Source organism: Acinetobacter lwoffii, from assembly GCF_024129595.1.
GTDB lineage: Bacteria > Pseudomonadota > Gammaproteobacteria > Pseudomonadales > Moraxellaceae > Acinetobacter > Acinetobacter lwoffii_O.
The window spans coordinates 1-19,477 of record NZ_JAMXXS010000023.1 but is presented as its reverse complement, the minus strand read 5'-3'; the positions used below and the strand labels follow the sequence as shown (position 1 = coordinate 19,477).

The 19,477-nt window shown below is 45.1% G+C and carries 16 protein-coding genes; 7 read left to right on the top strand and 9 right to left on the bottom strand.

Going from position 1 to position 19,477, the window contains the following annotated elements; genetic code table 11:
- Positions 1 to 93 precede the first annotated feature (93 nt).
- Genes ppx through NI466_RS11135 form a run of 5 tightly spaced genes read left to right on the top strand, consistent with a single transcriptional unit; the run spans position 94 to position 5,213 of the window.
- Positions 94 to 1,614 (top strand): exopolyphosphatase, encoded by a 1,521-nt coding sequence (gene ppx / locus NI466_RS11155; protein WP_253173591.1) that lies wholly within the window; start codon positions 94 to 96, stop codon positions 1,612 to 1,614.
- A 30-nt stretch (positions 1,615 to 1,644) separates the two neighbouring features.
- Entirely contained in the window at positions 1,645 to 2,469 is an 825-nt protein-coding gene (locus tag NI466_RS11150; protein WP_219308510.1) for an acetyl-CoA carboxylase carboxyltransferase subunit alpha, read from the top strand.
- The gene (tilS, locus tag NI466_RS11145; RefSeq protein ID WP_253173590.1) at positions 2,406 to 3,782 is read left to right on the top strand and encodes a tRNA lysidine(34) synthetase TilS; all 1,377 of its coding nucleotides are present in this window, start codon (positions 2,406 to 2,408) and stop codon (positions 3,780 to 3,782) included. The genes NI466_RS11150 and tilS overlap by 64 nt, the downstream gene beginning before the upstream one ends.
- A gap of 2 nt (positions 3,783 to 3,784) precedes the next feature.
- On the top strand, positions 3,785 to 4,624 hold the full coding sequence (proC, locus tag NI466_RS11140; RefSeq protein WP_004647533.1) for a pyrroline-5-carboxylate reductase: 840 nt from the start codon (positions 3,785 to 3,787) through the stop codon (positions 4,622 to 4,624).
- A gap of 19 nt (positions 4,625 to 4,643) precedes the next feature.
- Entirely contained in the window at positions 4,644 to 5,213 is a 570-nt protein-coding gene (locus NI466_RS11135) for a YggT family protein (protein WP_004278259.1), read from the top strand.
- A gap of 359 nt (positions 5,214 to 5,572) precedes the next feature.
- Here NI466_RS11135 and polA read toward each other — a convergent pair whose 3' ends face one another.
- A complete protein-coding gene (gene polA / locus NI466_RS11130; RefSeq protein WP_253173588.1) occupies positions 5,573 to 8,335 on the bottom strand; it encodes a DNA polymerase I in 2,763 nt (920 codons plus the stop codon).
- A gap of 161 nt (positions 8,336 to 8,496) precedes the next feature.
- Here polA and NI466_RS11125 point away from each other — a divergent pair, with 161 nt between their 5' ends.
- On the top strand, positions 8,497 to 11,205 hold the full coding sequence (locus NI466_RS11125; protein ID WP_253173587.1) for a DUF2339 domain-containing protein: 2,709 nt from the start codon (positions 8,497 to 8,499) through the stop codon (positions 11,203 to 11,205).
- A gap of 47 nt (positions 11,206 to 11,252) precedes the next feature.
- Here NI466_RS11125 and NI466_RS11120 read toward each other — a convergent pair whose 3' ends face one another.
- Positions 11,253 to 12,176, bottom strand: a complete 924-nt coding sequence (locus NI466_RS11120) for a mechanosensitive ion channel family protein (protein WP_005250806.1) — start codon at positions 12,174 to 12,176, stop codon at positions 11,253 to 11,255.
- Positions 12,177 to 12,185: 9 nt separating this feature from the next.
- Positions 12,186 to 12,965 carry a DUF432 domain-containing protein gene (locus NI466_RS11115; RefSeq protein WP_086044916.1) on the bottom strand — a complete coding sequence of 260 codons (780 nt, stop codon included), beginning with the start codon at positions 12,963 to 12,965 and terminating at the stop codon, positions 12,186 to 12,188.
- Positions 12,966 to 13,109: 144 nt separating this feature from the next.
- Here NI466_RS11115 and gspE point away from each other — a divergent pair, with 144 nt between their 5' ends.
- Positions 13,110 to 14,597, top strand: a complete 1,488-nt coding sequence (gene gspE / locus NI466_RS11110; protein WP_005246044.1) for a type II secretion system ATPase GspE — start codon at positions 13,110 to 13,112, stop codon at positions 14,595 to 14,597.
- 50 nt (positions 14,598 to 14,647) lie between these two features.
- Here the strand turns inward: gspE and NI466_RS11105 are convergent, their stop codons facing one another.
- The 6 genes from NI466_RS11105 to NI466_RS11080 all read right to left on the bottom strand — a co-directional run bounded on the left by NI466_RS11105 (position 14,648) and on the right by NI466_RS11080 (position 19,197).
- Positions 14,648 to 15,040 (bottom strand): DUF4951 domain-containing protein, encoded by a 393-nt coding sequence (locus NI466_RS11105; protein ID WP_253173585.1) that lies wholly within the window; start codon positions 15,038 to 15,040, stop codon positions 14,648 to 14,650.
- 178 nt (positions 15,041 to 15,218) lie between these two features.
- The gene (locus NI466_RS11100; protein WP_004732917.1) at positions 15,219 to 15,644 is read right to left on the bottom strand and encodes an organic hydroperoxide resistance protein; all 426 of its coding nucleotides are present in this window, start codon (positions 15,642 to 15,644) and stop codon (positions 15,219 to 15,221) included.
- Between the two features lie 102 nt (positions 15,645 to 15,746).
- Positions 15,747 to 16,574, bottom strand: coding sequence for a carbon-nitrogen hydrolase family protein (locus NI466_RS11095; RefSeq protein ID WP_004647541.1), 828 nt, complete (start codon positions 16,572 to 16,574; stop codon positions 15,747 to 15,749).
- A 20-nt stretch (positions 16,575 to 16,594) separates the two neighbouring features.
- On the bottom strand, positions 16,595 to 17,113 hold the full coding sequence (gene gigB, locus NI466_RS11090; protein WP_004647542.1) for an anti-anti-sigma factor GigB: 519 nt from the start codon (positions 17,111 to 17,113) through the stop codon (positions 16,595 to 16,597).
- 112 nt (positions 17,114 to 17,225) lie between these two features.
- Positions 17,226 to 18,194 carry an RsbU family protein phosphatase GigA gene (gene gigA / locus NI466_RS11085; RefSeq protein ID WP_005107789.1) on the bottom strand — a complete coding sequence of 323 codons (969 nt, stop codon included), beginning with the start codon at positions 18,192 to 18,194 and terminating at the stop codon, positions 17,226 to 17,228.
- Positions 18,195 to 18,297: 103 nt separating this feature from the next.
- Positions 18,298 to 19,197, bottom strand: a complete 900-nt coding sequence (locus NI466_RS11080; RefSeq protein ID WP_253173583.1) for an MlaA family lipoprotein — start codon at positions 19,195 to 19,197, stop codon at positions 18,298 to 18,300.
- Positions 19,198 to 19,477 lie beyond the last annotated feature (280 nt).

Here is a 19,477-nt window from a genome sequence, read left to right as displayed (position 1 = left end):
ATAATAAGGCATTAAATTGTCGCTACAAATGGCTTTTAAATTGCATGCATGTGAATTACTCTAAGCACAATTCGTTAAAGGTTTATTTCTGGAATGTCTGACTTTTTGATTGATGAAGAATTACTTGCCGCCATCGATATGGGATCAAACAGCTTTCATTTGGCCATCGCCCGTGTAGATCATGGCGAAGTGAAGAAAGTGGCATCAATGTCAGAAAAAGTTCAGCTTGCCGCAGGACTAGACGAAAATAAGAATTTAACCGAAGCCGCCCAGCAACGCGGTTTGGCCTGTTTGGCCCGTTTTGTTGGACGTTTAGGTGCAGTTCAGCCGAACCGATTACGGATCGTGGCGACCAATGCTTTGCGTCAAGCCAAAAACGGCCATGAATTTATCCAGAAAGCCGCAGAAATTTTACCGAAACCGATCGAAATTATTGCCGGCCGTGAAGAAGCTCGTCTGATTTATCTGGGGGTATCACATACCATGGCCAACAGCGGTCGTCGTCTGGTGGTTGATATCGGTGGCGGTTCGACTGAGCTGATTATCGGTGAAGAATTCGAGCCGATTCATACTGAATCGGTACAAATGGGCTGTGTGGCATTTACCAAAGCTTATTTTCAGGATGGGGAAATCAGCGCCAAAGCTTTTGATAAAGCAGTCACTGCGGCACGTAAAGAAATTTCCGGAATTGCCAATACTTATAAAGAAGCTGGTTGGGATGCTGTCGTCGGCTCGAGTGGTACCATTAAAGCCTGCCGCCAGATTTGCGTCAATATGGGCTGGAGCAATGAACGCGAACAGTTGACGCGTGAAGGCCTGGAAAAGCTCAAAGACAAGCTGCTTAAATATAAATATGTCTCGGACATGGAATTCGAAGGTCTGAAAGATGACCGTCGTGCCGTCTTACCCGCCGGCATTGCCATTCTCTATGCAGTTTTTGATGTACTGGGAATTGATCATTTGGTCTATTCTGATGGTGCGCTACGTGAAGGCGTGATGTATGACTTGCTTGGTCGTTTCAAGCATGAAGATATACGTGATCGTTCCGTGCATGCCTTGATCGGCCGTTATAATGCCGATGCCAAGCAGGCTGAACGTGTGGTTCAGACCGCACAGAAACTGTTTAATGACGTGGCCAGTGAACTCGGTTTAAGTGTTGAAGATAGTGACCTGTTACGTCGTGCTGCCTATCTGCATGAGATTGGTTTGGCCATCAGTCACAGTGGCTATCATCGTCATGGTGCGTATTTATTGCAACACTCGGATATTGCTGGTTTCTCGCAAGTTGATCAGAATCATTTGTCACATTTGGTCGCGCACCATCGGCGTAAATTGCGCGCTGATGCCAAGATTGATGTGATGAAAGTCGGTGGATCTAAACTTTTATGGTTATGTTTGCTGCTTCGTCTGTCGGTTTTGGTCAATCACAGTCGTAGCGATGAGATGCTTCCTGCCATTGAACTCAAGGTTGAAAATGCGCAACAATGGCAACTCAGCGTGTCTGGTGATGCCAAGCAATGGCCATTGCTGGTCGCTGAACTGCACGATGAACAGCAGCAATTTAAAAATTGGGAGATTGAACTCTCGATTCAATCCGAACAGTTTGTTAATTAATACCTTTATAGGGATGAAAACGGTTAACCTATGAAAAATAAAGCAACTCCATCAAAAGCATGGGCGACAGTGCAGATTGCACGTCATCCAGAACGTCCACAATTCCTGGACTATGTAGGTGAAATATTCACTGAATTTGATGCTTTACATGGTGACCGCCTATATGGTGATGATGGCGCGATGATCGGTGGTCTGGCTCGTTTTGATGGTCAACCGGTGATGATCGTTGGTCAGCATCGTGGTCGTAGTACCCGTGAAAAATTACAGCATAATTTTGGCATGAGTAACCCGGAAGGTTACCGTAAGGCACAGCGTCTGCTAGACATGGCAGAGCGTTTCAACCTGCCAGTCTTTACCTTTATTGATACCATGGGTGCTTATCCGGGTGTTGGTGCAGAAGAACGTGGTCAGGCTGAAGCGATTGCCACCAGTCTGGCTCAGCTTTCTAATTTGAAAGTACCTGTGATTGCAACTGTACTGGGTGAAGGCGGTTCAGGTGGTGCGCTGGGTATTGGGGTAGCAGATCGTGTGGTGATGCTCTCTCACAGTATTTATTCGGTGATTTCACCGGAAGGCTGTGCCTCAATTCTTTGGAAAACTGCTGAAAAAGCTGAACAGGCCAGTGAAGCCTTGGCTCTGACTGCAGAAAAATTGCAGAAAATGGGTATTGTAGAATATGTGGTGGATGAAGGTGAGGGTGCTCATTTAAACTCGGATCAGGTCATGAACAGCTTGAAAGCAGTGCTGAAAGAAGCTTTGAATGAACTGCAACCAATGGAAGCGCAAGCACGATGCGAAGCACGTTACCAACGTTTGATGAAGTTTGGCAGCGACAATTTAGGTCTGGTTTCTTAAAACAGCTGCAGGATTTTCCTGCAGAGACAAAATTTCTCATCGGATGCAGTGGCGGCGTAGATTCTATGCTGTTGCTGCATCTGATGTTTTTTTTATGCCCGGAAAAAGTTCGGGCGATTTATGTCGATCATCAGTTACAAGCACTCAGCGCAGATTGGGGTAAGTTCGTTGCACATCAATGTCAGCAATTGAATATTCCCTGCATCATTCAGCCAGTCAATGTCGCCAGTGGCAATTTGGAACAGCAAGCGCGCAATTCACGTTATCAGGCCTATCTGCAACATTTGCAAGCGGATGAAATGTTGGTGTTAGCGCATCATCAGCAGGATCAGGCGGAAACCCTGATGTTGCGTTTATTGTCTGGTGCCGGCGTTGACGGTTTAGCAGCCATGAAACAGATCGATGTACGTGAAAAGCTCACGATTTGGCGGCCATTGCTGGATATTTCCCGTGAGCAGATTTGCCAATGGGCATCAGACCTGAATGTTCAGAATATTGAAGATCCGACCAATGCTGATACCCATTATGACCGAGCCTGGGCACGCCAGACCCTGTGGCCAGTATTAAGCGAACGCTATCCTAAAATGCAAGCTGCCTTGGTGCGAACCAGTGAGTTAATGCAGGATGCTCAAGACATTTTACAAGAAGTGCTGCAACAGGATTTAGCATATTGTGGAACTGAAACGCAGCTCGATCTTGGTAAATTTTTACAGCTTTCAAAATCACGACAACGTCAATTACTCTCTGCCTGGATGAAAGGTAAACAACAGTATCGTCCATCCTTAGATATGGTGGAGCGTTTGCAACGCGAAGTGATTTATGCCAAGCAAGATGCTCAGGCAGCACTACATTGGCAAAGCTTTTACTATGTGCGCTATCAGCAGCAGATACATCGTCTGACTGCAGAGACTTATTTAGCCGAGCAGCAGCAGGTTCAAACTAGCCCGAAAACTATAAAATTTGCTTTAAAAGACAGCGTGCAGGTTTTGTCAGGAAAATTTATCATCGCTCCTGCACAGCTCGGTTTATCTCCTGCATTATTGCAGCAACCTTTGCATTTACAACAGAGGCAGGGTGGCGAAAAAATTCATTTATATGGCCGTGTCGGTACCTGGCCGCTGAAAAAAGCCATTCAGGAAGCGCAAATATTTCCCTGGGCTCGGCATACTATTCAAATATTAAGCACAGATAATGTTATGCTAGGCGTGTTTACCCCTAAAGGATTTTGGTTGGCCCAATCTGCATATTGTGAAGCAGGCGGATGGCTGCCGATTTCGGTTTCTTCAACTTTAGAACTCAACGACGAGCATTGAACATGAGTGCAGCTTTAAATTGTAATATCTGTTTTATTGGTGGCGGTAATATGGCCCAAGCCTTAATTGGCGGTCTGATTTCACGTGGTTTGCCAGCAACACGTATTACAGTTTCTGATCCGGTCGAAAAAGTCCGTGCTTTATTGGCGGAAAAAGAAATTAATGTGACCGGGGATAATAGCGCTGCAATTCAGGATGCAGATATTGTCGTACTGGCGGTAAAACCTCAGGTTTTGGCTCAAGTGCTGCAACCATTAAAAGGTCTGGTCAATAATAAGCTGATTATTTCCATTGTTGCTGGTGCAGAAATTGCCACATTGTCAGCATTATTGGGGACTGAGCGCATTGTACGAGTTATGCCGAACACGCCAGCACTGGTACAGACTGGGGCACATGGTTTATATGCCAATGCATTTGTGGAAACGAGTGACCGTGAGCTAGCCAGTCAGGTTCTGGCATCGACCGGACTGACCATTTGGGTCGACTCAGAAGCACAAATTGATGCAGTCACTGCAGTCTCGGGTTCGGGTCCAGCTTACTTTTTCTATATGATGGAAAGTATGATTCGTGCGGGTAAAAATTTAGGTCTGGATGAAAAAGTTGCAACTGCACTCACCTTGCAGACGGCTTTAGGGGCGGCGCAAATGGCGATCACCAGTTCGAATACGCCCGCTGAGTTACGTAAAAATGTGACTTCTCCAAATGGGACTACACAGGCCGCACTTGAAGTCTTTGATCGCGCCCAGATTTCTCAAAATATTCAGGCGGCACTTGCCGCTGCACAAAAACGCAGTCAAGAACTGGCACAAGAGCTCAGTGAAAGCAGCAAATCTTCAGTTTAATTTTTAGGAACGTTCAAGTATGGGTGCAAATTCTGCGCTAATTTTTGGCATTATCATTAACGTCGCGATTTTGCTCGTATTCTTCCGATTTTTAATGCAACTGGCAGCGGTCAGTCCTTACAATCCTGTGGTTCTTTCTACCGTGAAAGCCACTAAAATTGTAGATGTATTTGGTCGAATTTTCCCAACCTTGGCCAAAGGCCGAGTCAGTACTGCTGCTTTGGCATTATTGGTCGTGCTCTATCTACTTAAAATTTTTGGCATGATGTATCTGTCAGGTGGGATGCCGAATGGGCCTGTCCATCTGATTATTCTGACTTTTGTCACCATGATGCAGGATTTGATCCGTTTCTGTCGTTATTTGATTTTCGCTACCATTATTTTAAGCTGGGTGGTGATGTTTACCCAGTCTCGTTCGCCTTATATTGAAGTCGTGCAAGAGCTGGCTGAGCCTTTACTGGCACCTTTCCGCCGGATTATGCCAAATATGGGCATGATTGACCTTTCTCCAATCTTCGCCATTTTGACTTTAATTATTATCGAAATGATTATGAACCAGGTGGCGATTGTACTGCTTACCGGTCTTTAATCGGATCCAAATAAAAAGGACGCTGAGGCGTCCTTTTTATTTGCTCCTCCCTTTAGAAAAGGGAGGTTGGGAGGGAATTGTTAAACTTCTCAAACCTTGACAAGTTTTAATCGAAGTGCAAGAAGAAGAGGGGATTTTAACCTCTCCCTAGCCCTCTCCTAGAAAGAGAGGGAACTTGGATACTCTGAACCAGTAATGCTGCTGATTTTCTAAAAATAGAAAAACATGCGTTCAAAACTTGATAGCAGAAAAAATTTTAATATCGCTGCCTGTAGGTGATGTTTATAAATTAAAATCGCCTCCATCCCCTTGCGGAATATATTCCTCACCTCCTAAAGGAGGAAGAGGTTAAAGACGCATTAATGCGCTTCATCCCAGTTTTTACCTTTACCCACTTCTACCACCAATGGTACAGAAATCTGTAGTACCGATTGCATCACTTCAGCCAGTTTAGGTGCCAGTTCATCGGCAATGTCTTCATCGGCTTCAAACACCAGTTCATCGTGAACTTGCAGCAGCATTTTGGCCTGATCTTTTGGTAACATCTTGTCCACTTCAATCATCGCCATTTTAATGATATCTGCAGCCGAACCTTGTAGCGGCGCATTAATCGCAGCACGCTCTGCAGCTTTACGCACCATCATATTACGGGCATCAATATCTGGGGTATATAAACGGCGTCCGAGCAGGGTTTCAACAAAACCCTGTTCTAATGCGACCTGACGGGTACGTTGCATATAGTCATAAATGCCCGGATAACGATGGAAATACTGCTTGATATAATCCTGTGATTCCTGACGGGTAAAACCTAACTGTCGGATCAGACCAAACTCAGACATGCCGTAAAGTAGGCCGAAGTTAACAGCCTTAGCCTGACGGCGCTGGTCATTGGTGACCTCTTCCAAAGGAATGCCTAGAACCTCCGCTGCGGTACGGCGGTGTACATCCTGACCATGAATGAATGCATCCAGCAGGGCTTCATCCTGAGATAAGTGGGCCATGAGACGCAATTCAATTTGTGAGTAATCGGCTGCCAGCAAAACACGACCTTCCGGTGCCACAAACGCCTTGCGAATTTGACGGCCAATTTCGGCACGAATCGGAATATTCTGCAGGTTTGGATCAGTCGATGATAAACGGCCAGTTGCAGTCAATGCCTGGTGGTAACTGGTATGCACACGGTGGGTATCAGGATTAGCCTGTTTGCATAAGCCATCGGTATAAGTGCTTTTCAGCTTGGACAAACCACGATATTCCAGAATCAGCTGGGCAATCGGATGTTCAATTTTTTCCAGTACACCTTCACTGGTACTGTATTGTCCGGTGGTGGTTTTTTTACCGCCTTTTAGGCCCAGCTTTTCAAATAACACTTCACCGACCTGCTTCGGTGAGCTGACATTAAAGCTTTCACCGGCAATTTCCATAATCTGGTTTTCCAGATTTTGCATGGTGTTGGAGAATTCGCCCCCAAGCTGATCCAGAAAAGCCAGATCCAGTTCGATGCCGTTTTCTTCCATTTGCGTCAGTACACGTGCGACCGTAACTTCAATATTATGCAGAATATTGACCAGTTCAGGATGTGCCTGTAATTTGCTGCTCAAGACTTCATAAAGACGATAGGTAACATGAGCATCTTCTGCAGCATAATGCGCTGCAGTTTCAAGTGGAATCTGGTTGAAGGTCTTCTGTTTGGCGCCTTTACCGGCCACCTGTTCATAAGTCGTGGTCAGATGACTCAAATACAGACGGGCTACATCATCCATGCCATGACGAGTCGCGACGGAATTCAGTACATAGGAAGCCAGCATGGTGTCGAAATACCAGCCTGCCAGATGAATACCATGATTTTCTAGGACATGTGCATCATATTTCAGATGATGACCAATTTTCTTTACAGACTCATCTTCCAGAATTGGTTTGATCTGCGCCAGAATTACTTCACGATTCAGCTGCTCCGGTGCGCCTTCATAATCATGTGCCAAGGGAACATAATAAGCATTCTGCGCATCGAAGGCGACCGAGAAACCGACAATCTGTGCAATACGATAATCCAAACTGGTGGTTTCGGTATCAAAGGCAAAACGTTTTTCGGTACTTAGGCGCTCAAACAGTGTGTCCCAGTCCTGCTGGCTTAATACTGTGTGGTAGGTCGCTTGACCTAGCTGGTCATCACTGCTGGTTACAGACGCATGGTCTTCCAGAGGTTCTGGTGCTGTAACCGCTTTGGCGTTAATAGATTTTGCCGCCTGCTGGTAATTTGAATTATTCGGGTTGTTCGGGTGATCTAAGGACTGCAGCTGGTTACGGAATTCCAGCTCGGTGTACAAATGACGCAAGGTCTCGACATTCGGTTCACCCAGTTTTAAATCGTCATAACCAAAATTAAGATCCAGATCGATGACAATACTGGCCAGCTGATGGTCCAGTGCAATGCCATCGACATGTTCTTTAATATTTTGACCGACTTTGCCTTTGATCTTGTCGACATTTTCTAAAATGCCGCCAATCGAGCCATATTCAGTGAGCAGTTTTGCTGCAGTTTTGGCACCTACACCTGGCACGCCCATGATGCCATCTGATGCATCGCCCATCAGGGTCAGATAGTCAATTATCTGATTCGGCCAGACGCCAAATTTTTCAAATACGCCGTCGACATCCAGCGGTTTTTCTTTAAAGCTGTCTTCCAGGGTAACTTTTTCGGTCACCAGTTGCGCCATATCTTTATCGCCCGTAGAGATCAGCACCTGATGTCCCATCGCCTCGGCACGTTTGGCCAGTGTTCCGATAATGTCATCGGCTTCGGCACCCGGCAAGGTATGCAGGGGAATGCCCAAAGCGCGGATCAAGGCATGCAGATAAGGAATCTGTTCGGATAATTCCGTTGGCATGCTGGGACGGTCACCTTTATAAATCGGTGACAGCTCATGCCGGAAGGTCGGTTCTGGGGTATCGAAAATCACCGCCATATGGGTCGGTTGGGTCCGGCGCATCAGTTTTTGAATAGCAGAAATCGCACCACGAATTGCATTGGTATGTAAACCGGTTGACGTGGTTAATGGTGGCAGTGCGTGAAAGGCACGAAATAAAAAGTAAGAGCCATCGACCAAGACAAATGGTGGCATGTAATCAATTCCTTATTCAAAATATAGCGCTATTGTACGTGATTTTTACCGCGCTCGCTGAGGCGAGTCTGAGTTTACAGCTTAGCGAATATCGGCCGAAGATGAAATAAGCAGCACAAGCTGTTGTATGATGGAACGATTCAGGAAAGAGAAATATAAGAATGGCTGCAGGACGGAATGAGTTACGCATGATCTGGCTGATTACCTTGCTGATTGCCGGGATCAGCGCCTGGTATCTGGGTTATCAGATTGTGACTTATCTGTGTGGTTTGGGGTTTATCTTTAGCGTGATGCAATATGTCACTGCGGTAGAAGCACCGCTGAATCAATTGGCCGGACAGCAGCAGATGTCCTTGGAGCAAAACTCTAAAGTTCCTTTATATATTTCTTCAATTACTGCCATTGTTGGTGGACTGGCTGAACTGGATTGGCTGATGGGGATCGGGATTACGGCCTGGGTATTCTTTTTGCTCAGGTGGCTGCAACGTCTGGAAGGGCGCTTGATACAGCTGCAATCACAATCTCTTTCTGCCGATCCCTTACAGCGATCACCGGATCGATCCGATTCTATTCCATTGGTGAAAACCGAGTCTGCCCAAGAGGTAAACGATTCTCCTCATCTGGTAGATCAACTGCAGCGCTGGCTTTTTCAGGGGAATCCTGTCCTCAAGGTCGCAATCAGTATTTTGGTGATTGGGATTATTTTACTGCTGCGCTTTGCCACCGAGCACTGGCAACTCAGTCTGGCTGCAAAATTGGGCCTGGTTGCACTGGCAAGTGGCTGTGTAACAGGTCTGGGTTATCGCCTGATGCAAAAAAATCGGAGTTTTGCTCTGGCACTGGAAGGACTGGGTTTGGGGAGTCTGTTCCTGACCTTATTTTTTGCCTATTACAATCTGGTGATTCCCACGTTACCGTTGGCAACATTGCTATTTCTCATTATTCTGGCCATCACTCTATATTTAAGCCTGAAACAGGAAAGCATCGAACTGGCTTTGATGGCTTTGCTGATTGCTTATCTGGCGCCATTTACCTTGCCGGTCCGTGATGCTTCTGCTGTTGAACTGATCAGCTATTATCTGCTGATCAATCTTGGGGTGGCCGTGCTGAGCAGTTTCCGACCCTGGAAAATTCTCAATCAAATTGCCTTTTTAGTGACGGCTGTCGTTGGCGGGATATATAGCCTGATTCATGGTTATACATATGAGCGTTATGCCATGACTGCGCTGATTCTGGCACATAGTGCACTGTTTATCTGGCTAGGTTTCCGCTTTAGCCAGTTGCTGGCACGACAGGATCTCTCACGGTTTCAGTTAAAACCGGTATTGGACTTAGCGCTGATTTTTGCTGCCCCTATTACCGCTTATATTTTTCTGTATCTGATTCATTTTAATCAGCCCAATCAAAAACTCTGGCAAGCTGGATTAAGCCTGTTCTTTGCACTGGTCTTTGCCGCTTGCTGGACACTGCTGCGCCGTAAACAAACTATCCAGCTCATTTCGCAGAGCTATCTGAGCCTGATGCTGATTTTTCTCGCCTTAGTGCCACCGATCTTATTGACAGAACAATGGAGTGTGATTGGCTGGGCAGTTGAAGGTGTGCTGATTTATTTATGGGCCTTGGAAAAAAATGTCCGGGTAGCACACTATCTGAGCATGGGTTTATTGCTGATGGCCGGATTCAGCAGCCTGTATTATCTGATCGAGATTAATCCAACACCGCGAATCATTTTCTGGATTTTGAGTCTGTGCTATGTGGCAGTCGTGGTCATCAGTCAGCTTAAAAAGCAGTACCAGCAGCAGATGGATAGTCTGAGTGTCAGTTTTTTAAGCAGCGTGAGTGTCGCGGCCAGTCTGATGCTATTTGCCTTGCTGGAAGATGAATTTCCGAGTCAGCATACCTATGTGCTGAGTTTATTTATCATCACACTGGGTTATATGCTGTTGAATGAAATGATCCTGCGCAAAAATCAGGAATGGTCTTGGTTACTGCCGAAGTGGAGTGGCATCTCGCCCTTGCTGGTCATTGCGGTGATTCTGACTCTGGATCGCAGTCAAAATGCGGTGATTGTCTGGAATAGTGCTCTGGAAAGGGGAGTTTTTGCCCTTTCAGCGATATTGTTGGCCATTCTGTGGCTTAGACCGCTGGCTGGCTTGCAGCTCTCCAAGGAATGGGTGAGTTTTGGTGTTTTTAGCAGTCTGGCTTTGGCAAGTGTATGCCTGATCTCAAATATGCCCTATCTGAGCATGGTGATTTTGCCTTTATTCTTCTGCCTGTGGTGCTATCGGCAGGATGTGCAGTCAGGTTGGCAGCAGCTTTGGCAAACCAAGAGCTGTTTATTGCTGATGGCAACTTGGCTGGTTTGTTCACAGCTGTTTAGCCAGCAAGCCTTTCAATATTACTGGCTGCCGATTCTGAATCCTTTTGACCTGATCAGTATCGCCATGTTTGCCAGTTTTATCTGGATGCTGTTACAGCAAATCAAGGTGGGACGTGATAAAGGCATGATCGCAGTTTTAATGGTACTAAGTCTGTTATGGCTTTCCAGTTATATTGTTTTAAGAGCTTTACATGTGTACCTGCAGACGCCGTTTAATGAGCTGGCATTATGGAGCAATGCGACGGTTCAGCTTAGTCTGACCATACTTTGGGTATTACTCGCCTGGATTACCATGTGGACAGCAACGCTCAAAAAACTGAAACTGATGTGGATTTTAGGCGGCAGTATTCTGGTGATTGTGACCTTGAAGCTCGTACTATTTGACCTGTCACATATTGGCACCCTGACCCGGGTGATTTCCTTCTTGCTGGCGGGCGGGGTGATGCTACTGATTGCTTATATTGCACCGATGCCGGAGAGGGAGCTTTGAATCCTCTCCCTAACCCTCTCCTTTAAAAAGGAGAGGGAATCTAAGGGTTATTTCAGATCAGGCTCTCTTTTGAGGGCCTTTTCATTGGCATATTGATCGATTTCTTCATTTTCCAAAGGACGGGAAAGTGGATGATCGACAAAGCCCATTTTTGGCACCGGAATTTCAATCTGGTTATCGACAAAGCCGTTGCGAATCCGTTCCTGCATTTCATCACGAACTTTCAGGTAGTTTTCCTGTTGGCACCACACTGCAAACAGCAGTTCAATCGAAGATTCACGGAAAGCGGTAACGGTGACTGCAGGTTTCGGGTCGGCCAGTACCAGTGGATATTTATTGGCAACGTCCAGCAGAACTTCGCGTACCTTGATAATATTTTCATGGAAATTGATCGCCAACGTAATCGGAATCCGCCGTATCGGAAATTTCGACAAGTTCTGCACCGGTGCCCGAATTAGCTGTTCATTCGGTAAACGCACATAGATATTATCTTGGGTCAAAAGTTTAACCGAGAGCAGATCAATCGAAATCACTTCGCCTTCAATGGTATGCCCACGAATCAAGGTAATCTGGATGGTATCACCGACTTCGAAAGAACCTTCACCAATCAGGAACAGACCACTGATCAGGTTGGATGCTGAGGTTTGCGAAGCAAAACCCAGTGCGACCGTTAAAATCCCTGCAGCGCCAAGGAAGACACTGAGTTTAAAACCGGCTTCTTTCAGACTAGCCATCACAAACAGCAGGAAGATAAAATAGAAAATTCCGCGGCGCCAGACCAGTTTCTGATGGGCATTAAAACGGACACCAATGGTGCGAATAAAGGTATTGGAAATAAAGCGTGCGATCAGGAAACCAATAAAGCACAACACCACCGCCACCAGAACTTCGGTCAAACGATCGGTATTGATATTGGTAAATACTCCCTTCAGGCTATTGGTGACTTCGGTCGGAATATTTGAACTTGGCATCAGACGCCCTTAGAAAAATGAATCAAACATATTAAATAAAGCGCCTGCCGGATCGCGCGGTGGATGTAGATAGGCGACTTCGCCGGCATTCGGCGGCGTGCGGTTTTCCACCCGGATCCGCGGTGGACGATCCGAACTCTCATGCAAGACCCGGATTTGCGAGGTCCATAAGCGGCCGGTACTTTCACTGTAAAAAAGCGGCAGGGCAGGCACTGGCACATTCATTCGGTCAAAGCGCAATTGCTGGTTACTGGTATTGTGAAACTCAATCGGCGTGACTGCACGAAAGGCTCGCGGATGTAACTGTTTCAGTTCGGTTCTGCCATCGACTGCGGTGGCATAGCAGATTTCCCCCGAGCGATGATTGGGTCCAAACCAGGTGTCTTTTGGCAAGATTACCGGCAAATCGAAAATCGGTTCGCGCTGCCCCTCGACAAAACCGGCAATCCATAAAGGCGTGCTGATATAAAGCGTACCGCGCTGTCCGGCAGGAATATAAATCGGATCGACCGGCTTGATCACCACAGAACGGTCTGCAAGACGTGGCATCAGTTGCAATTTGTTTTGCGTGGATTTGAACATATAGCGTTCAATTTTCACGGGCGGTGGAAAGGCAAAATTCGGATCATCAATCTGATGCCATTGCTGCTCATAATCGTATTGCACGGAAGGGCGGAAATATTCCAGTCGCCATTCCTGAATCCCTCGGGTCAGGCGAAACAGCAAGGAGCCAAACTGCCAGGCCTTGGATTGATTTATTTCAAAATTCTGTTCTCCCCACCAGCGCATTTTTGCTGTATTCGGGATTAATTCATCTTTATCTTGCGGCAATCTTGGCACCCTTTCTTGCTAAATCTTTGAAAACATACTTCACGCTGTCATATGCTTAGAGTACACTCAATTTAAATTTTTTCATCATTATTATAATCCGCGATGCAAGTACTTAAACAATTACAAATCCCATATAGCTTCGCCAAGCGCCATGGTGTGCTGTTGCGTTATGAGGGAGATCAGGCCTTTATTCTGCGTCGTGACAATACCTCAATGCTTGCATTGCAGGAAGCCCGCCGTCTGCTCGGCTATCCGGCTCATTTTCAACTCTGTAGCGAACAGGAATTTAATCAGTTACTCAGTTCCAGTTTTGCCGGAGATAGCGGCGAGTCACAACAGGTGGCTGCCGGTCTGGAAGATCATCCGGATTTACTCAGCCTGGCCGATTCCGTACCTGAAGCTGAAGACTTGATGGATCAGGAAGATGATGCACCGATTGTCCGTCTGATCAATGCATTGCTCTCAGAGGCGATTCGTGTCGGGGCTTCCGATATTCATATTGAATCTTTTGAGAAAAAACTGTCGGTGCGTTTACGGGTCGATGGCCAGTTACGCGAAATTGTCCAGCCACGTCGTGAACTGGCACCACTCTTGGTTTCACGGATTAAAGTCATGGCCAAACTGGATATTGCGGAAAAGCGTATTCCACAAGATGGCCGTATTTCTTTGCGTCTGGCGGGGCGTGAAGTTGATGTGCGTGTATCCACTTTGCCTTCTTCTTATGGTGAACGTGTGGTGATGCGTCTGCTGGACAAGCAGGCTGGCCGTTTAAACATGACCCATTTGGGCTTGATGAATAATGACTATGATCGACTCAAGACCCTAGTGCATCGCCCACATGGAATTATTCTGGTAACCGGCCCGACCGGTTCGGGTAAAACCACCACTTTATATGCGGCACTTTCTGATCTGAATGATGGTTCCAAAAATATCCTCACTGCTGAAGATCCGATTGAATATCAGCTGGAAGGGATTGGACAAACGCAGGTCAATACCAAAGTGGATATGACCTTTGCCCGTGCGTTAAAAGCGATGTTACGTCAGGACCCGGATGTGGTCATGGTTGGTGAGATTCGTGATCTGGAAACCGCAGAAATTGCGGTGCAGGCATCCCTGACAGGACATCTGGTGTTATCCACCTTACACACCAATACCGCGATTGGTGCGGTTACGCGCCTGAAAGATATGGGAATTGAACCATTTCTGCTGTCCAGTTCTTTAATCGGGGTAATTGCCCAACGTCTGGTGCGTACCTTGTGTCCACATTGCGCGACCTGGCATGAGGCAGATGCTTTCGAGAAGAATCTATTTGGCAATATTGAGCATCCCCAAGATTTAAGATTACCGCAACCTCAAGGCTGTGAACGTTGTGGCAATACTGGCTTTAGTGGCCGTACTGCAATTTATGAAATTGTCCCAGTCGATGATCATATGCGCCGTTTGATTCATGGCAATGCGGCTGAATATGAAATCGAAAGCTATGTACGTCAGCAGTCAGGTTCCATTCGTGATGATGGTCTGCGTAAAGTATTGGCTGGAAAAACCACGATTGAAGAAGTATTGCGAGTAACCAACGAAGCAGTAGAATAATTTTTTAATCTGCTCGCTTTATCATAATGATCGTCAGGACTTTTGGATATTTACCAGAGACTGACGATTTTTTTCATGAGTTGTGCACGAAAAGGTGCAGTCGGATTTCCCGGATTACGCAGAGTTTCATTTTCATAAAAGTTCTGCCAGGCTTGTGCCATTGCTAAACTCAGTCCTTCCTGTTTCATTGTTTCAACATCTGCTCGATTGATATTAAGAAAACGGGCTTCAGCATCTTTGGGGCCAGCGCCCCAGCCAATAATCCCTTTACCAAATTCAGGCAGAATCATATTGTTGGGTGTTGCAGGAATGGGTAGGCGTTCAATTTCAGTATTGAGCAGAGATTTTATTTTCGGACGGATTTTTTCTGAGAGATAAAGATCTGCAAAAGAGGTAGTAGCAACAGTGAATAAGAGAGAACTTAACAGAATAGGCTTTAACATCAATATAGATCAAATAAATGTAAATAAGAATCATTATATATAAGTTCTTAAGTTTTGCTGTTTTTTGAAAACGAAGTTGGATGTTGAGGGGAAACGAAGTGACTAAAAGTTGAAATTTATAATTGAAGTTTAGCTATCCTGAAGCTATTTTTTTCAGGATAGCAGTTAAATCAAAATCTTAAGTAATCACATTTAAGTTCACATCAATATTATTGCGGGTCGCATTCGAGTAGGGGCAGACGATATGCGCAGCATCAACCAGTTTTTTTGCTTCTTCCTGATCCATGCCTTCAAGATGGATATTTAAGGTCACTTCGATCCCGAACCCGGTAGGAATCGGACCAATCCCAACATCACCTTCAATATAGGCATCTTTGCTGATATTAAGCTTATCGCGATTTGCCACAAATTTCATTGCACCCAAGAAACAGGCGGAATAACCTGCGGCAAAGAGTTGTTCAGGATTGGTTCCACCGCCTGGTCCCCCCATTTCTTTGGGTACGGCCAATTGAACGTCCAGAATCTGATCGTCAGAAATGGCGCGGCCATCACGGCCCCCTGTGGCTTTGGCATGTGCGGTATAGACGGCTTTTTCTAATGACATGAGTTAAATCCCTGTTTATTTTTCGTAGAGCTTCTATGCTCGGTGATTTCACCTGAAGAATAAGCAGGGATTTTGTTATTTTATGCAAGCAAATGACACGATTTAAGAAAGTTGCAGAAGTCTACGGTGTTGCATTAAAGGCATGGATTCACGCACTTTTTGCTGTTCATTTAAATCAAAGTCGACGGTAATAAGTTGAGCACCTTCTGCATGAATCATATTGAGAAGTTGTCCACGACTATTGGTGGCGGCTGCATGTCCCCAAGTCTGACGTTTTTCACCGTGCCAGCCTTGTTGAGCTGCGCCAAGCACCGAACATTGGCTATCTAGAGCACGTGTTTGCAGAAGAAGCTGCCAGTGCATTTCACCTGTGGTATAGGTAAAAGCAGAAGGTGCGGTCAAGAGGTTTGCACCTTTGGCTCGTAGATTTAACGCTAGTTCCGGAAAACGCAGGTCATAACAGACCATTAAACCAATATTACCAAAAGGGGTTTTGGCTACGACAACATCTGTGCCGGGCTCAAAGAACTTGGATTCCTGATAACCGCCTACAGCATCACCGACTTGCACATCAAACAAGTGAATTTTGTCATAACGCGCTTCGGTCCGTTCCGGACTGATACACAGGCTAACGGTACGCACGCGGCCATCTTCAATGATCGAACCATCCGGACGATAAGGGCAGGGTAATGTACCAGCGACGATCCAGGTGTCATATTGATGGGCAAGTTGTTCCAGACGCTGCTGAATCACTTCAAATTGTGCAGCAGTTTCACGCTGTTTTCCTGCGGCAAAACAGACAAAGTTTTCCGGGAAAACAATCAGTTCAGCTCCATTGGCCTTACTTTGTTGAATTAAAGATTCAATCTCCACGAAATTGGCATCAATTTCATTTTGAGAATTCATTTGTACAACAGAAAGTAAAGTCATAGGGTCCTCTTATAAGATGGTTATACCTTTTGCTCGGAAATTTTATCTAAATTGTCTTGCTCTTTCTGTAGCTGTTTCACTAAAGGTTCAAACATGTTCTGATTGCTTTGATTCAGTTTCATCAAGGTTTTATGCGCATCCAGAACCGTATTCAGCATATTTTGATGCGTGACATGTTCTTCCATCAGCGCACGTGTGCAGACATTTGGATCACCACAATAATTCAGAATCACAAACACTTGGCTCAATCCCATACTGTTGGCCAAAGTGGTAATGTCAGAATTGGTAGAAAGCATGACAGCCTGAATATTGTGTACTTGCTTGAGTTTGAGTCCTAGTTTCGCTAAAACACCGAGTACGGTACTGTCAATGAAACTGGTTTCGGTGAGATCAACGATAGCGCCAACTACGTTGTCTTGCTGTTCAATTTTGTTCAGTAATTTGTCTAGACTAATACAAGATTGGGCACGCACTTCGCCGATAAGCTTAAAAATATGCGTTCCGTTCAGACTTGCATATTCAACATGACCTGTTGACATATAAATGCCATTTGCAGAGAAGGATATTAAATTATCCCATAGGGTGTATTGATACTCAAGTGGCTGAAAGTAGTAATCAAATTAAGTGCTTATAAAGCCTGTAAATATACTGTTAATTTACGCGGATAAAGCTTAAAAAGGCGATATCGTCAGCCACATGTTCCGGAGCCTGAAAAGATTGATTCTGCAAATGGTGTAATAATTGCGAGAATTGTTCATTTAAACCACCATCAAAAGGTTCCAATGCCCCATCCGAACAGATAATAAAGCGTGCATTGCGACTTAATATCCATTCATTTTCCTCAACTTCAAGATCTTCGGTTAAACCCAAAGGGAAGCTGCTGGAAGATAGAATTTTAGGTTCTTGATTAGGTTCAAATATAATCGGTGGTGGGTAATGTCCAGCGCTGGACCATTTCAATACATGGGTTTCCAGATTAAGAATCCCGGCAATCATGGTGATGTGCTTTTCAATATTTTCTTGCATTAGCATGCCGTTCAGCTTCTTGATCAGCTCGCGCGGCGTCTTAGAGCGACCATGGAAAGCTGCCATCCAAGAGGTGAGCAAACTACTGGTGACGCCATGTCCGGATACATCGGCCAAATAGAAAATCACTTCTTTGTCGCTGATTTTCCAATAATCATACCAATCTCCTGAAAGATAGGCTGAAGGCTGAAAATAGGTTTCGACCTCGTAATTGGTCAGTTCAATCGGATTCGGTAACAATTTTTTTTGTAGTTCTGCAGCAGAAGGAAGGTCACGGCTATCCTGGTTACGCTTATATTGCGCATCAATTTTTTGTAATGCTAGATCTGGATTCTCGGGAAGTTTATTCCAGATCCAGCCGGCCAAAGCCCCTTGTTCCCAGGCCTGAGCTAAAGCAGTACCTTCATTTTCTAAAGCAAGTACAATCGTAGGCAGATTCCACTTATATTTCAGATAATCATGTACATCTGCAATCGCAATAATCGTAGAGTCATATAGTTCATGATCATCCAGATAGATCATCTGAACATGCGGAAGCGTATCAAGCACTTGATCTAAGTAAGGAATATCACGAGTCGGTTGAATGAAATACATAAAAAAGTGATTCAATCCCAGGATTGTTTATAAGATGTACTATAACAAGCAAAGTATTGCTAGCGAACAGATTTTCACTAGCAGTCATACATGAAGCTTAAACTTAAAGATCTTCGTTTGAAGATTCAATGCTGCTATCACTAGAAGGTATATCATCAGAATTTTCATCTTCAAAATCATCTTCTAGGAACAGCGTATCTTGTTCTGTACCTTTCTTTTCTGCAATTGCATAATTGGTACGTTGCAAATAAATATCGCGAATCTGCGCATAACGATCACCCGTCAGCACCCCTTCAACGTCCAGTATTTCTGAACGGGTATCAATGGCACGCCAAAACTGATCTGTCCAGTAAAGTCCATCTTCATCTTCGAGAATGTATTTTTGTGGACGAGCCTGACTATCTACAGCAGTACCGATCACCCCACGGACAGAACTTGGACCTAAAAATGGCAACATGATATAAGGGCCAGAAGGCACGCCATAATACCCTAAAGTAATTCCAAATTTTTCCTCTTCATGGCTTAAGCCAAGGCGACGTGCTGGATCAGCCAGTCCTAAAGTTGTTAAGGTATTAATGGTAAAACGACCTAGGGATTTAGCAGCGCGGGCAGGACGACCTTGGATCAACTGATTCACCACATTCCAAGGTTCACCCATGTTACTGCGGAACTGGGTATAGCTGCCACGAACATCTTGAGGAACCTTTTCCACATATTGTACGGCTATGGGGCGTACCATGGTGCGGTCAATCGCATCATTAAACTGATAAATCTTTCTATTTAACGGCTGAAAAGGATCTTTAACTTCTTCAGCCTGTGCGGCACTGGCATCAACTTTCAGTTGCGTTTGTAATTGTTGCGCTTTGGTCGAGATTTTTGTTCTAAGCAGCGTTTTTGCAGGCTCGTTTTCCAGATTTTCCACATCGGTGGTCACCTCAGCGAAAACATGTGCGCTTGAAGCTAAAGAAAATAAGCATATAGATAAGTAAATAGAACGATGCATAAGGTAACCTGAGGCCTTTTCTGTGTAAGTAGCACTACTTATTAGTATGAAAATAATAAACGTTATATTCACGAATAGACATCATTTAAGCAAATTTGTATAAAAAATGAATGAAAACACACGAAAAGCTTAAAAAATATACATACAAAATGATTTTCTCAAAAAGGGGGTTGCAAGGGCTCTGAAATGCTGTAGAATGCACATCCATCGGCGGTGATGAAGATTAAAACTTCTGATAAAACAGTGACTTAGTTAAGTTTGATTGAGTTAGGTTTTATTT

Bases quoted from the DNA above. Each gene is read 5' to 3' on its own strand.
- NI466_RS11080 (WP_253173583.1), bottom strand. From the start codon at position 19,197: ATGCATCGTTCTATTTACTTATCTATATGCTTATTTTCTTTAGCTTCA.
- NI466_RS11125 (WP_253173587.1), top strand. From the start codon at position 8,497: ATGGCTGCAGGACGGAATGAGTTACGCATGATCTGGCTGATTACCTTG.
- NI466_RS11115 (WP_086044916.1), bottom strand. From the start codon at position 12,965: ATGCGCTGGTGGGGAGAACAGAATTTTGAAATAAATCAATCCAAGGCC.
- gigA (WP_005107789.1), bottom strand. From the start codon at position 18,194: ATGTATTTCATTCAACCGACTCGTGATATTCCTTACTTAGATCAAGTG.
- NI466_RS11135 (WP_004278259.1), top strand. From the start codon at position 4,644: ATGGGTGCAAATTCTGCGCTAATTTTTGGCATTATCATTAACGTCGCG.
- tilS (WP_253173590.1), top strand. From the start codon at position 2,406: ATGCGAAGCACGTTACCAACGTTTGATGAAGTTTGGCAGCGACAATTT.
- NI466_RS11100 (WP_004732917.1), bottom strand. From the start codon at position 15,644: ATGTCATTAGAAAAAGCCGTCTATACCGCACATGCCAAAGCCACAGGG.
- NI466_RS11150 (WP_219308510.1), top strand. From the start codon at position 1,645: ATGAAAAATAAAGCAACTCCATCAAAAGCATGGGCGACAGTGCAGATT.
- NI466_RS11105 (WP_253173585.1), bottom strand. From the start codon at position 15,040: ATGTTAAAGCCTATTCTGTTAAGTTCTCTCTTATTCACTGTTGCTACT.
- ppx (WP_253173591.1), top strand. From the start codon at position 94: ATGTCTGACTTTTTGATTGATGAAGAATTACTTGCCGCCATCGATATG.
- gspE (WP_005246044.1), top strand. From the start codon at position 13,110: ATGCAAGTACTTAAACAATTACAAATCCCATATAGCTTCGCCAAGCGC.
- NI466_RS11120 (WP_005250806.1), bottom strand. From the start codon at position 12,176: ATGCCAAGTTCAAATATTCCGACCGAAGTCACCAATAGCCTGAAGGGA.
- NI466_RS11095 (WP_004647541.1), bottom strand. From the start codon at position 16,574: ATGACTTTACTTTCTGTTGTACAAATGAATTCTCAAAATGAAATTGAT.
- proC (WP_004647533.1), top strand. From the start codon at position 3,785: ATGAGTGCAGCTTTAAATTGTAATATCTGTTTTATTGGTGGCGGTAAT.
- gigB (WP_004647542.1), bottom strand. From the start codon at position 17,113: ATGTCAACAGGTCATGTTGAATATGCAAGTCTGAACGGAACGCATATT.
- polA (WP_253173588.1), bottom strand. From the start codon at position 8,335: ATGCCACCATTTGTCTTGGTCGATGGCTCTTACTTTTTATTTCGTGCC.